Raw genomic sequence first — 12,501 nt, 5'->3', positions numbered from 1 at the left:
GCACCACGCTTACCACCGGCCCGGAGCAGTCCGGCGGGAATTCACCGGATCCGGCGTCAGTCCTCGACCAGCGCCGCGGACGTGATGCGGTGCAGCGAGTAGCGCTCGTTGTTTTCGCCTTCGAGCACGCCGCCGCCGACGCGCACGGGCCGCACGACGCGCTGGCTCGCCGTGCCCCGGGAGTCCACGAACCCGATCCACACCTCGCGGCGTTCCAGCGTCGCCCGGGACAGCAGTTCCAGCGTCGCCGACGTGTCCGCGCCGCCGCCGACCGGCGCCCGCACCGACGAGCCGCGGCGGCGGGCCGAAGCCGCGTCGCCGGCGCGGAGGTTGGAGACGATCCGGGCCGCCTGGTCCTCCGTCAGCACCGCCTGCTCACCCGGGCTGCGGCGCGCCGCCCGCGCCTTCGCCGGCAGCCGGCGGCCGCCGGGCCGGATGTCGACCACCCGGCCGTCCGGCCCCTCCGCCGCCGGGGCGAACCCGGCGCCGCGCAGCGCGGTGAGGACCTCGTGCAGCGGGTCCGGGCTGATCACGACCGTCGGCGCGATGAGCCGCAGCGCGTGCTCCGCCGCGACCGGGTGGGCCAGCACCTCGGCCAGCAGCGCTTCGTCGTCGCACCGCAGGAACGACGCCGCGACCCCGCCGCGCAGCCGGCCGTGCCGCCGGGCGACGTCGTCGATCAGGTAGCTCAGCCCCTGCGGCACCGGCGTCGCCGACTTCGACTTGAACAGCGCGTGCAGCTCGTCGGCCGTGCGGCCGGTGTCCAGCGCGCGCCGCACCGAGCCCTCGGTGATCCGGTAGACCGTGGCGTGTCCCGACGACTCGACGTCGGCGGTGGCGGCGATTTCGGCCGCCAGCTCCGGTTCCAGCGGTCCCGGCGCGACGACCGTCAGGTCGGCCTGCAGCAGCACGCGGTCCACCGGCGCGGGCAGCGCGTCCATGATGGCCTCGACCGCGCCCGGCCGGTCGTCGGCGAGCAGGGCCCGCGTCGCCGTCGTGACGCCCCCGAGCCCGACGATCCCCAGCGCGCTCGCTTCGGCCATCGTCCAGCGGACGGTCTCGTCCCGCAGCCGCCCGCCCCGGCGAGGCGCTCGCCAGGCCAGCACCGCGACGAGCTCGTCGACGCTCTTCACACCTGCGCCGCGGGGCAGGTCGGCCAGCGCGGCGAGGATCCGCCGCCGGGCGACCGGGGCCAGCGGGCGGCGGAGGTCCTCCGACAGCGGCGCGATCGGCTTGTCCTTGGCGTCGCGCCCGCCGGCCATCCCCGGCAGGCGCGGCAGCTCCAGCCACGCCTGGGCGAGCGTCATCCACCGCTGCGCGGTCGGCGACGCGAGCCACGTGTCGGTCAGCGTCGTCGGCACCCACTCGGGCACGGTCGCCTCGCTGTCCGCGACGAGCCCGGCGCCCACGGCCAGCTCGGCGAGCAGGATCGCCTGGGTGTCGTCGATCTCCAGGTCCTTGGCGAGCTTCTTCAGCTCGCGGACACCGAGGCCGCCCGACTTGAGCACCGGCGGCGGGGCCGCCGACCACGCGCGCAGCAGGGCTTCGGTGTGGCGCAGGAACTCCATCGCCTCACCGGCCGCCGCCTCGTCCAAAGTGGACGGCTGGTGCGGGTGGACCGGCAGCTCGGGCTCGGTGAGCGTGCCGGGTGCGAACGCCCCGCCGCGCACCGCGATGCCGAGCTCGCGCGGCAGCTCGACGGTCTGGTCGTCCCGCCGCAGCAGCAGGCCGCGGGCGAGCAGCTTCTGCACCGGCGTCCCGGCCTTCTCGAGCGGGAGGTCCAGCCCGGCGTCCCGGGTGCGGCCGATCGGCGGCCCCGCGGCGAGGGCGGTCAGCACGCCGCGTTCGTCGTCGGGCAGCTCGGCGAGCCGCGCGCCGAGATCCTGACCCGCCAGGGCCGGCGAGGACGAGCCCAGCCCGGCGGGGAACGGCCCCAGGGCCTCCCTGGCCGAGGGCGGCACGCGCAGGGCGTCGTCCGAGCCCCAGGTCAGCGCCCGCGCGCGCAAGCGGGCCAGCGGCTCGACGATGTCGGCGCCGATGAGCTTCGCGACGTCTTCGACCGGCACCGGATCGCGGTCGGCCCCGGCGAGCAGGCACGCTTCGAGCACGGCCAGGGTGAAGGTGTCGAGGTCCTCGCAGGCGCGCGCGACCGAGCCCGGTGTACCGGCCCGGGTGGCCAGCACCGTGCTGTCGGAGGGCGGGGGCGTCGACAGGTCGCGCCGCGTGCGGAGCAGCTCTGCGAGTGCGTCGTCGGACTCCGCACGCAGCCAGTCCGCCAAGGAGGTCGCGGGCATAGACGACCAGGATACCGGGCGGTTGTGACCGGCTGCGGGGGCTCAGGCAGACTGTCTGCGTCAGCCGAAGACCGGTGGTGGGAGGACGTTGTGGCCAAGAGTGAGAAGAAGCACAAGGGCATCGACCCGACCTGGCCGGGCGAGGACGGCGAACACCCCGTGACCGAGCTCGCGGCCGACCGCCAGGGCGCGCTTTCGCCGTTCGGCGACCTCACGTTCCCCCTCGACACGGTGCCCTACGTGCACCCCGAGACCGAGATCAATCGCTGACCGCATAGTTACTGGTCAGTACCGGTATCGGGGCCTCGTGAGGGCGGTCACGGGAGTAGGTTTCCTCCCGTCCCAGCCCAGCTTTCCCACACGGGGGTAGTGCCATGCCGGTTCCCGGTCCCGGATATTCGATCACCGTCCGGGTGGAGGCCCCGGCCTCGGTCACCGCGGCCGGTGACCTGACCGCCGCCGTCGGCCGCGTCGGTGGCGTGCTGACCGCGTTCGACGTCGTCGAGTCCCACTCCGACTCGATCGTGGTCGACATCAGCGCCAACGCGCTGTCGGAGAACCACGCGAACGACATCACCCAGACGCTCGACTCGCTGCCCGGCGTCAAGGTCCGCAAGGTCTCCGACCGGACGTTCCTGATCCACCTGGGCGGCAAGATCGAGGTCACCCCCAAGGTCGCGCTCCGCAACCGTGACGACCTCTCCCGCGCCTACACCCCGGGGGTGGCCCGCGTCTGCCAGGCGATCGCCGCCAACCCCGAGGACGCGCGCCGGCTGACCATCAAGCGCAACACCGTCGCGGTGCTCACCGACGGCTCCGCGGTGCTCGGCCTCGGCAACATCGGTCCCGCCGCCGCGCTGCCGGTGATGGAGGGCAAGGCGGCGCTGTTCAAGAAGTTCGCCGACGTCGACGCGTGGCCGGTGTGCCTGGACACCCAGGACACCGAAGAGATCATCCTGATCGCGAAGGCGCTGGCCCCGGTGTACGCGGGCATCAACCTCGAGGACATCGCCGCACCCCGGTGCTTCGAGATCGAGAAGCGCCTGCGCGAGCAGCTGGACATCCCGGTGTTCCACGACGACCAGCACGGCACGGCGATCGTGGTCGTCGCGGCGCTGCGCAACGCCCTGCGCGTGGTGGGCAAGAGCATCGAGGACTGCAAGATCGTGGTCAGCGGCGTCGGCGCGGCCGGCTCGGCGATCATCCGCCTGCTGCTGCAGAAGAACCCGGGCGACATCGTCGCGGCGGACATCGACGGCATCGTCCACCCGGCGCGCGGCAACCTCGACGACAACCTGGCGTGGATCGCCTCGCACACGAACAAGCAGCAGGTCAGCGGCACCCTGCACGAGGCGTTGGCGGGCGCGGACGTGTTCATCGGCGTGTCGGCCCCTAATTTGTTCGGCGCCGAGCAGGTGGCGACGATGAACAAGGACGCGGTGGTCTTCGCCCTGGCCAACCCGGACCCGGAGATCGACCCGATGGAGGCCCAGAAGCACGCGGCGGTCGTCGCCACGGGCCGCAGCGACTTCCCGAACCAGATCAACAACGTCCTGGCGTTCCCGGGCGTGTTCCGCGGGTTGCTGGACGCGAACGCCCACAACATCGACGACTCGATGCTCCTGGCGGCGGCCGACGCGATCGCGGACGTGGTGGACAACGGGAAGCTGAACGCGTCGTTCATCGTGCCGAGTGTGTTCGACAGCGCTGTCGCGCCCGCGGTGGCCGAGGCGGTGCGGAAGGCTGTGCGCGCGGAGCGCTGAGCCTTGCGACGATTCCGCGGCGGCTGGCTGGCGATGGGCGGCCGCTGCGGGACTCGGTGCGCGGCCCCGGTGGGACCCCCGGAGCGCTGAGCGGCAGCGACCTCGCCGTCGTGGTGTCCGCCCGGCTCCGGAAGTCCGGGCTCGCGGAGCGCTGACCGACCGCGAACCAGCCCCGCGGTGGCCGAGGCCGTGCGGCAGGCCGGGCTCGCGGGAGCGCTGAGCCTCAGCTGGTTCGCGCCAGCAGCCTCACCTCCACGTCCGGCAGGTCTTCGAACCGGGCCCGGCCGTCCGTGGTCACCAGCGTGCGGCCGGTGGCCCGGGCGGTGGCCGCGATGATCAGGTCGTGTGCGCCGCGAACCTGCCCGGTCCGCTGCAGGTGGGCCAGGAGCTCGGCGTGGTGCTCGACGACGTTCGTCGTGTAGTCGACCACCGGCGTGACGGCCAGGAACTCGGCCAAGAACGCACTGTGCGCCGCCCGGCGGGCCGGGTTCGGGTCGAGCCGCAGGCCCACCTCGTACTCGGTGATCACCAACGCCGGTACGGCGACGTCGTCCTCGTCGCCGATCGCGCCCGCCGGCAACCGTCGGCGGGCGGCGTCGATGAGGATGCCGGTGTCGAGGATCAGTCGCGCCACGGGTCGCCGTCCAGCTCGGCGGACGCCGTCTCGCGGACCTTCGCCACGTCCTCCTCGAACCGGTCGTCGACTTCGAGCTTTCCGGCCCAGCGGTGGAACACCGCGCACACCTCGGCGCCGTTCGCGCGCGGCGCGGGCACGATCAGCGCCACCCGCCTGCCATTGCGGGTGACGACGATCGTTTCGCCCTTCTCCGCTTCGTCGAGCACCGCGGAGAACGACCGGGAAGCTTCTGACGCCGTCAGTTCCAGCACGGGATCAGATTATCAGATTCCGGGGTTCTGAACCACGCGGCCGCGGCGGTGTTCCCCCGATGGTGGAAGTAGCCTCGGCTGGTGAGTGAACTCAGCCACGTCGACGAGACCGGCGCCGCCCGCATGGTCGACGTCTCCGGCAAGACCGCCACCGCGCGCACCGCGCTCGCCGCCGGGACCGTGCGGACCACCGCCGAGGTGCTCCGGCTGCTGGCCACCGATGGCCTCCCCAAGGGCGATGCCCTCGCCACCGCGCGCATCGCCGGGATCATGGGTGCCAAGCGCGTCCCCGAGCTGATCCCGCTGTGCCACCAGATCGCGCTGTCCGGGGTCAAGGTCGAGTTCGCGCTCGGCGAGGCCGAGGTCGGCATCCGCGCGACGGCGAAGACCACCGACGTCACCGGGGTCGAGATGGAGGCGCTGACCGCGGTGGCCGTCGCCGGGCTGACGCTGCACGACATGATCAAGGCCGTCGACCCGGCGGCGACGCTGGACGAGGTCCGCCTGCTCCGCAAGGACGGCGGCAAGACCGGAACCTGGGAGCGGCCGTGAAGCGCAGCGCGCGCGTGATCGTGGCGTCCAACCGCGCCGCGAAGGGCGTCTACGAAGACAAGACCGGCCCGGTGATCGCCGCCTGGCTGGCGGACCGCGGCTACGACGTGCCGGCGCCGGTCGTCGTCGAGGACGGCGATCCGGTCGGCGTCGCGCTGCGGGCCGCGCTGGCCGACGGCGTCGCCGTGGTCCTCACCACGGGCGGGACCGGTATCTCGCCGACCGACCGCACCCCGGACGTCACCCGCGCGCAGCTCGACCACGAGCTGCCGGGCGTCGCCGACGCGATCCGCGCCGCCGGCCTCCCGAAGGTGCCCACGGCGGTGCTGTCGCGCGGCGTGGCGGGCGTGGCCGGGCGCACCCTGGTCGTGAACCTCCCCGGCTCCAGCGGCGGCGTCAAGGACGGCCTGGGCGTCCTGGACGGCATCCTGGCGCACGCCGTCGACCAGCTGGCCGGGGGCGACCACCCGCGTCCCAACGCCGCCGCCGCGCCTCCGGTGCGGGTCGCGCGGGCACTGGTGACGGAGGAGCCGCTGTCGGTCGAGGAGCACGCCCGCCTGGTCGAGGACGACGCCGCGGGCGCGGTGGTGACCTTCTCGGGGGTGGTCCGCGACCACGACGGCGGCAAGGGCGTCCGCGACCTGACGTACGAGGGCCACCCGAGCGCGGGCCAGGTGATCGAGGACGTCGTCGCGGACCTGTCGGCGCGCTGGACCGGCGTCCGCGCGGTCGCCGTGAGCCACCGGCTGGGGGCGCTGACGATCGGCGACGTCGCCCTGGCGTGCGCCGTGGCGGCCGAGCACCGCGGGCAGGCGTTCGCGGCGTGCTCGGAGCTCGTGGACGAGGTCAAGGCGCGGCTGCCGGTCTGGAAGCACCAGCACTTCGCCGACGGCACGGACGAGTGGGTCAACTCGCCGTGAGCCGGAACGCCGCGACCCGCTGAGCGGCCGCGGCGAACTCGTCTGGGTCGGGGCCGGTGACCAGGCCCAGACGGACGAACATGGGCACGCCGTGCGGCACCTCGTGCGGGAAGGCGCGCATCACCCGCTCGCGCTCTTCGGCGTCGGTGACCTCGGTCAGCGTGACGGTTTGCCGCCGGCGCCCATGGGCGAGCTCGCCCCGGCCGGCGGCGCGGACGTTGCGCGCCCAGTCGCCGTCTGGCAGGCCGGCGATGACGTACCGCTGGCCGTCGACGGTCAGCGGGGAGACCGGAGTGGGCCGTGGCGCGCCCGAGCGGCGGCCCGGGACAGTCAGGACGTGCACGGTGCCCAGGCGCAGCCCCAGGCGCGTCAGGAGGCGCACGAGGCGGTTGGCGGGGCGCAGCCAGCGGGGCAGGGCCGGGCGGGTGGTCGGCACGGCAAATCCTTTCGATGATCGAAATACTTACCGGCCAAGGTAGACTCTTTCGAGTGTCGAAGCAATCACTGGTCACCGAGGCAACTCACGCGGCAGCGGCGTTCGGCGCGGCGAACGACGTAGTGGACGAAGCCGCTGCGGCGGCCTTCGGCGTGAACCGCACGGACCTGCGCATCATCGGCTTGGTGGCGGCGGCGGGAGCGGTGACGGCGGGGCGGCTGGCCACGGAGGCGAACCTGAGCCCGGCGGCGACCACGACGGCGATCCAGCGCCTGGCGAACGCGGGCCACCTGACCCGCCGGACGGACGCGGACGACCGGCGCCGGGCCGTGGTGGAGCTGACGCCGAAGGCGGCGGAGCTGCTGGAGGAGGTCTACGGCCCGATCGAGCGGGCGGGCCGGGCGCTGCTGGCCGAGTACGCGCCGGAGCAGCTGGAGCTGGTCATCGAGGTGCTGCGGAAGGGTGAACGGATGCAGCTGGCGGCGGCGGAGCGCATTCGCACGCGCTGAGGGGCTGGCGCCTGCCGGCGAATCTGTGCGCGCTTCTCGCGCTGAGGCGAGTGTGGGGCCGCATGGCTCCAGCGCCCGGCTGAGGCGACTGCGGGGCTGCTCGCTTGGCCTCCGGCCCCCGGTTGCCAGCTTACCGGCGAGGGCCGACAGTTCCTGGCGCCCGCGAAAACGAGTGAAGGGCTCCCACCGCCCGGGGGATCGGCGGTGGGAGCCCGTTCAGGTCACGGCTCGAGGCCGGACCCGTGCATCACTGCGAGATCGTCACTTGGTGGCGATCTTCTGCCCGACGAGGATCAGGTCCGCGTTCGGGATGTACTTCGCGTTCATGTCCTGCAGCTTCTGGTAGCCGCCCTGGACGTTGAACTTCTGGGCGATCTTCGACAGGGTGTCGCCCGCCACGACGGTGTAGTCACCGGCCGGGTTGGAGCTGCTCACGCCGGTCGACACGGGGGCGGCCGGGGCCGCGGCCGGAGCCGACGCCGCCTTCTTCGGGGCGGGCGCGGTCGTGCTCTTCTTCGGGGTCACCTTCTTGGTGGTGGGGCTGCTGGCCTTGGGGGCCGACGAACCGCCGCCCTTCTTGCCACAGACCGGCCACGCACCGATGCCCTGACCCTGCAGGACGCGCTCGGCCACGGCGATCTGCTCGTCGCGGGAAGCGTTCGCCGCGCTGCCGGTGCCGCCGTAGGCCTTCCAGGTGCTCTGCGTGAACTGCAGGCCGCCGTAGTAGCCGTTGCCGGTGTTGGTGTTCCAGTTGCCGCTGCTCTCGCACTGCGCGATGGCGTCCCAGTTGGTCGCCGACGCGGGGGTCGCGGCGATCGCGAGGGGAGCGCCGACCGCAATGCCCGCGATGGCGACGCGAGCGACGGTGCGGGTGGCAGCGGACATTTTGCGGTGCTTGCCTCGGTAAGACATTTGGATGCTTCTCGGTTTCCCAGCGCCTACGAACCGGTGTGAGGGTCAGGATCGGGGTCCTGGCGCCGACCGTCTCAGGCCGGCAGGCGAGTCCGACGCACGGCGCGTCTTCGTCGTCCCCTCGTCCCTGTCCGGAAATGCTTTCGCTCGGGGTATGGGTCCGGGGATCCGTCGGACAGGGCTAGGCGCTACGGATTCCCGGTCTTGCTGGTTGGTCGGGGCCAACCGAAAAGCGACGGTACGTAACGATGGCCGTGATCGGAAATTATTCGGGGCGTGACCTACGTCACAGTAACGGCACGCAACCCTGGCCGATATGCCTGTTTGTGCAGGTCAGCGGGCCGTTATCTGGCCGTTTCCTCCCCGAGATAAAACACGGATCGTGAGGCTTGCATCACGTGTTTCGGGGAGCGAATGGGCCATTCGCGCCCTCGCGATCGCGATTGAAGCGCGCATCTTAAGAGCCCTGCCGGTGCGGCGCCAGACTTGACAATCCTGCCCCACATGCCCCAGGAGTCACAACAGTCCCACCTGTTCGAGCGGTTTCCCGACCCGGTCGGAGAGAAGCTGGCCCTCCTACCCGGGCCCTGACACCGACGCAGGGCGACGGACCAGGTGAAACAGGTCACCGGAAGGCGTGGTGGCCGGTCGCGATCAGCTTCTCGCGAACACCCGGATCCGGTGACGCGCCACGCCGAGGACCCGAAACCCCGTCGCCGAGCGGTCGGCCGCCGTACCCGAGCGGTCGCAGATTTACCGGAAGGGCGAACTCGACACGCCTCCGCCGAACGGACCACCCGCTTACAAGCTTCGGCGCAAGCCACCCACCCCGGCCCGCGTACCCAGGCGGTCGGCCTGCGCACCCAGAGGGTCGGCCCGCGTACCCAGAGGGTCGGCCCGCGTGTCTGGAGAGCCGACACACGTGATCAGAAGGTCGACACACGTGACCAGGAGGTCGACACGCGTGATCAGAGGGTCGACACGAGGGGCTGGCCTAGTTTCGCCGTGTTGACCCTTCAATCACGCGTGTCGACTGTTCAGACACGCGAGTCGACCCTTCGATCACGTGCCGGGGTGGTCAGCCGCCGGCGAACGGGGGGAGGACGTCCAGCTCCGCGCCGTCCCGCAGGGGGCGGGTGAGGTCGCGGACCGCGATGCCGTCCAGGAGGTAGCTGACCGCCTCCAGCAGCCGGGGCAGGCCGGCCGGGTGCAGGCGGGCCAGCTCGGCCACGGCGTCGGCGACCGACGCCCCGGCCGGCAGCTGCACCTTCTCCTCTTCCACGCCCGCCGCGGCCCGCGCCGAGGCGAAGTACCGCACCACGATGGTCACCGTCGCCACCTCAGCCGCCGATCGCGCTCATCGGCCGGATCGGCTGCGCGAACCCGGCGTCGTTGATCTCGTGCCCGGCGAGCTTGCCCCACATCGTCGCCCGCCACGCGTCCGCCACCTCCTCATCGCGCGCGCCCGCGCGCACGAGGGACCGCAGATCCGTCTCGTCGTTGCTGAACAGGCAGGAGCGCACCGCGCCGTCGGCGGTCAGCCGGGTCCGCTCGCAGGCCGAGCAGAACGGCCGGGTCACCGACGCGATCACGCCGACGTCGCCGGGCCCGCCGTCGACCAGCCAGCGCTCGGCCGGTGCGCCACCCCGCGCCGCCGGGAACGGCGTCAGCTCGAACTCCGCCTCCAGCATCGAAAGGATCTCGGCCGCGGTGATCATCTCGCCGCGGTTCCAGCCGTGCTGGGCGTCCAGCGGCATCTGCTCGATGAACCGCAGGTGGTAGCCCTCGTCGAGGCAGAACCGCAGCAGCGGCACGGCTTCGGTCTCGTTGAGCCCGCGGATCAGCACGGCGTTGACCTTCACCGGCGACATCCCGGCGTCCCGCGCCGCGGCGAGGCCGGCGATCACGTGTGAGAGCCGGTCGCGCCGGGTGATCGTCTTGAACAGCTCGGGGTCGACGGTGTCGAGCGAGACGTTGATCCGGTTCAACCCGGCCTCGGCGAGGCCCGCGGCCCGCCGGGCCAGCCCGATCCCGTTCGTGGTCATGGACAACCGCGGCCGGGGCGACAACGCCGTGATCCGCGCGACGAGGTCCTCGAGGCCCGCCCGCAGCAGCGGTTCGCCGCCGGTGAGCCGGATGTCGGTGACGCCGAGCATCTCGACGGCGATCCGCATCAGCCGGACCAGCTCGTCGTCGGTCAGCACTTGCTCGCCCGGCATCCAGTCGAGGCCCTCCGCGGGCATGCAGTAGGTGCAGCGCAGGTTGCACCGATCGGTCAGGGAGACCCGCAGATCGGTGGCCACCCGGCCGAAGGTGTCGATGAGATGGGGGTTCTCGGGCCGGGGCACGCGAGAAGATCCTCGTGTACCGGGGACGCGAGGAAACCCGAGATCCACTGCTGTCATTACGCACAGAGTAGCTCCGCAACGGCCGGTTAGGATACTTTGCGCAGAGAGTGGTTCAGTGGACGAACTAACGAGGGCCCGTGACGGAAAAGACTTACCCGGTCACCGAAGAGGAACTCTTCCGCTTCGCGGAATTGGGCCGCCAAGGCAGCACGTTCACCGTCCTGCGGCACGCCCGGATCGCCGAGCAGATGGGCCTGTCCGGCACCGACCACAAGGCCTTCGACCTGGTCATCCAGGCCGGTGGGCCGCTCACCGCGGGCCGGATCGCCGGGCTGACCGGCCTGTCCACCGGCGCCGTCACCGGCGTCATCGACCGGCTGGAGAAGGTCGGGCTGGTCCGCCGCGTACGCGACCCCGAGGATCGGCGCAAGGTCCTCGTCGAGGTGGTGCCGGGGACGGCCGAACGCTTCGCGCCGCTCTTCGAGTCGGCCTTCGACGTCCTCCGCGAGCTGCTCGCGCAGTTCTCCCCGGCGGAGCGAAAAGTGATCGAGCGTTATCAGAACGCAATGCTCGAAGCGATGCGCACCGAAGTCATGGGCAATTCGCGCCCCGCGTAGCTTTTCCTCAACTGCGGAGATAATGTCTGCGGCATGCCGCAATTTCGGTTGTCCGAGGCCGCGCGCCTGCTCGGCGTCAGCGACGACACCGTCCGGAGGTGGGTGCGCGCGGGGCAACTGACCGCGACCGACGACGCCGCCGGCCGCAAGGTCGTCGACGGCGCCCAGCTCGCCGGGTTCGCCCGGGCACAGGCCACCGCGCCCGACGACCCGTCCGCGGTCGGCCGGTCCGCCCGCAATAGGTTCGTGGGGCTGGTCACCGAGGTCATCACCGACAAGGTGATGGCTCAGGTGGAACTGCAGTGCGGGGCGCACCGCGTGGTGTCCCTGATGAGTACGGAAGCCGTCCGCGAGCTGGGCCTGCGCCCCGGCGTGCTCGCGGTCGCGGTGGTCAAAGCGACCACTGTCGTGGTGGAGACACCGGAAGGAAGTCGATGAAGAAGCTTGCTCTGGCCGTCGCGGCCGTCGCCCTGTTCGCGGGCGCGTGCAGCAGCTCGGACGAGCCCAGCACGCAGCCCGGCGGGTCGGTCACCGCGCCCGCGCCCAAGGGGGCCGGCAACACCGGTGGCGGCACGCTGACCGTGTTCGCGGCCGCGTCGCTCACCGAGTCGTTCACCGCGCTCGGCAAGGCGTTCGAAGGCCAGCACCCCGGCGTCACCGTGAAGTTCAGCTTCGCCGGCTCGTCCGGCCTGGTCCAGCAGCTGACCAACGGTGCCAAGGCCGACGTCTTCGCCTCGGCCGACCAGGCCAACATGGACAAGGCCGTCCAGGGCGGCGTGATCGACGGCCAGCCGGCGGTGTTCGCGACCAACAAGCTCGCCATCGCCGTGGCGCCCGGCAACCCCAAGGGCATCAAGTCCTTCGCCGACCTGAACAAGGCCGGCCTCACCGTGATCACCTGCGCCCCGCAGGTGCCGTGCGGTGCGGCGGCGAAGAAGGTCGAGACGGCCACCGGCGTCACGCTCAAGCCGAAGAGCGAAGAGCAGGACGTCAAGCAGGTGCTGAACAAGGTCGCCTCCGGTGACGCCGACGCCGGCCTGGTCTACATCACCGACACGACGTCGGCCGCGGGCAAGGTCGACAAGGTGGACTTCCCCGAGGCGGCCCAGGCGATCAACAGCTACCCGATCGCCGCGATCAAGGGCGGGCAGAGCGCCCTGGCCAAGCAGTTCGACGACTTCGTCCTCGGTGCCGAGGGCAAGTCCGAGCTGACGAAGGCCGGGTTCGGTCCTGCCAAGTAAGCGGCTCTCCAGCGGCCGGCC

The 12,501-nt window shown here is 72.0% G+C and carries 15 protein-coding genes; 8 read left to right on the top strand and 7 right to left on the bottom strand.

Annotation, left to right across the window (positions count from 1 at the left end):
- Window positions 1–56: 56 nt before the first annotated feature.
- Complete coding sequence (locus tag AB0M30_RS27865) at window positions 57–2,294, bottom strand: helicase-associated domain-containing protein (protein WP_364589217.1); 2,238 nt, start codon at window positions 2,292–2,294, stop codon at window positions 57–59.
- Window positions 2,295–2,384: 90 nt separating this feature from the next.
- On the opposite strand from AB0M30_RS27865, the gene AB0M30_RS27860 reads away from it, so the two are divergent.
- Both AB0M30_RS27860 and AB0M30_RS27855 read left to right on the top strand, forming a co-directional pair.
- Complete coding sequence (locus AB0M30_RS27860; protein WP_364589214.1) at window positions 2,385–2,564, top strand: hypothetical protein; 180 nt, start codon at window positions 2,385–2,387, stop codon at window positions 2,562–2,564.
- A 104-nt stretch (window positions 2,565–2,668) separates the two neighbouring features.
- Window positions 2,669–4,057 carry an NAD-dependent malic enzyme gene (locus tag AB0M30_RS27855; RefSeq protein ID WP_364589211.1) on the top strand — a complete coding sequence of 463 codons (1,389 nt, stop codon included), beginning with the start codon at window positions 2,669–2,671 and terminating at the stop codon, window positions 4,055–4,057.
- A 223-nt stretch (window positions 4,058–4,280) separates the two neighbouring features.
- On the opposite strand, the gene AB0M30_RS27850 is transcribed toward AB0M30_RS27855, so the two are convergent.
- Window positions 4,281–4,691, bottom strand: a complete 411-nt coding sequence (locus AB0M30_RS27850) for a PIN domain-containing protein (RefSeq protein WP_364589208.1) — start codon at window positions 4,689–4,691, stop codon at window positions 4,281–4,283.
- Window positions 4,679–4,945 (bottom strand): type II toxin-antitoxin system prevent-host-death family antitoxin, encoded by a 267-nt coding sequence (locus tag AB0M30_RS27845; protein ID WP_364589205.1) that lies wholly within the window; start codon window positions 4,943–4,945, stop codon window positions 4,679–4,681. Before AB0M30_RS27845 ends, AB0M30_RS27850 begins: the two co-directional genes overlap by 13 nt.
- Before the next feature lie 81 nt (window positions 4,946–5,026).
- Between AB0M30_RS27845 and moaC the strand changes: the two genes are divergently transcribed.
- Window positions 5,027–5,497 (top strand): cyclic pyranopterin monophosphate synthase MoaC, encoded by a 471-nt coding sequence (moaC, locus tag AB0M30_RS27840; RefSeq protein WP_091318516.1) that lies wholly within the window; start codon window positions 5,027–5,029, stop codon window positions 5,495–5,497.
- Entirely contained in the window at window positions 5,494–6,417 is a 924-nt protein-coding gene (locus AB0M30_RS27835) for a molybdenum cofactor biosynthesis protein MoaE (protein WP_364589202.1), read from the top strand. The genes moaC and AB0M30_RS27835 overlap by 4 nt, the downstream gene beginning before the upstream one ends.
- Here the strand turns inward: AB0M30_RS27835 and AB0M30_RS27830 are convergent.
- The gene (locus AB0M30_RS27830; protein ID WP_364589199.1) at window positions 6,404–6,853 is read right to left on the bottom strand and encodes a nitroreductase family deazaflavin-dependent oxidoreductase; all 450 of its coding nucleotides are present in this window, start codon (window positions 6,851–6,853) and stop codon (window positions 6,404–6,406) included. The two genes, AB0M30_RS27835 and AB0M30_RS27830, sit on opposite strands and share 14 nt — an antisense overlap.
- A 53-nt stretch (window positions 6,854–6,906) precedes the next feature.
- Here AB0M30_RS27830 and AB0M30_RS27825 point away from each other — a divergent pair, with 53 nt between their 5' ends.
- On the top strand, window positions 6,907–7,362 hold the full coding sequence (locus AB0M30_RS27825) for a MarR family transcriptional regulator (RefSeq protein WP_364589196.1): 456 nt from the start codon (window positions 6,907–6,909) through the stop codon (window positions 7,360–7,362).
- Window positions 7,363–7,623: 261 nt separating this feature from the next.
- On the opposite strand, the gene AB0M30_RS27820 is transcribed toward AB0M30_RS27825, so the two are convergent.
- The 3 genes from AB0M30_RS27820 to moaA form a co-directional block, all read right to left on the bottom strand.
- Window positions 7,624–8,274: a transglycosylase family protein gene (locus AB0M30_RS27820; protein ID WP_364589193.1), complete on the bottom strand. Its 651-nt coding sequence runs from the start codon at window positions 8,272–8,274 to the stop codon at window positions 7,624–7,626.
- Between the two features lie 1,078 nt (window positions 8,275–9,352).
- Window positions 9,353–9,604, bottom strand: a complete 252-nt coding sequence (locus tag AB0M30_RS27815) for a MoaD/ThiS family protein (protein WP_364589190.1) — start codon at window positions 9,602–9,604, stop codon at window positions 9,353–9,355.
- Between the two features lie 10 nt (window positions 9,605–9,614).
- Window positions 9,615–10,622 carry a GTP 3',8-cyclase MoaA gene (gene moaA, locus AB0M30_RS27810; protein WP_364589187.1) on the bottom strand — a complete coding sequence of 336 codons (1,008 nt, stop codon included), beginning with the start codon at window positions 10,620–10,622 and terminating at the stop codon, window positions 9,615–9,617.
- A gap of 137 nt (window positions 10,623–10,759) precedes the next feature.
- Between moaA and AB0M30_RS27805 the strand changes: the two genes are divergently transcribed.
- The 3 genes from AB0M30_RS27805 to modA are packed head-to-tail and all read left to right on the top strand — an operon-like array spanning window position 10,760 to window position 12,480.
- Window positions 10,760–11,239, top strand: a complete 480-nt coding sequence (locus AB0M30_RS27805) for a MarR family transcriptional regulator (protein ID WP_364589184.1) — start codon at window positions 10,760–10,762, stop codon at window positions 11,237–11,239.
- Between the two features lie 33 nt (window positions 11,240–11,272).
- A complete protein-coding gene (locus AB0M30_RS27800; RefSeq protein WP_014467790.1) occupies window positions 11,273–11,677 on the top strand; it encodes a helix-turn-helix transcriptional regulator in 405 nt (134 codons plus the stop codon).
- On the top strand, window positions 11,674–12,480 hold the full coding sequence (gene modA / locus AB0M30_RS27795) for a molybdate ABC transporter substrate-binding protein (RefSeq protein ID WP_364589181.1): 807 nt from the start codon (window positions 11,674–11,676) through the stop codon (window positions 12,478–12,480). Before AB0M30_RS27800 ends, modA begins: the two co-directional genes overlap by 4 nt.
- Window positions 12,481–12,501: the final 21 nt, after the last annotated feature.

This window comes from Amycolatopsis sp. NPDC051716, assembly GCF_040681595.1.
Taxonomy (GTDB): Bacteria; Actinomycetota; Actinomycetes; order Mycobacteriales; family Pseudonocardiaceae; genus Amycolatopsis.
The sequence above is the reverse complement of the archived record's forward strand: the minus strand, read 5'-3'. Positions and strand labels throughout refer to the sequence as shown.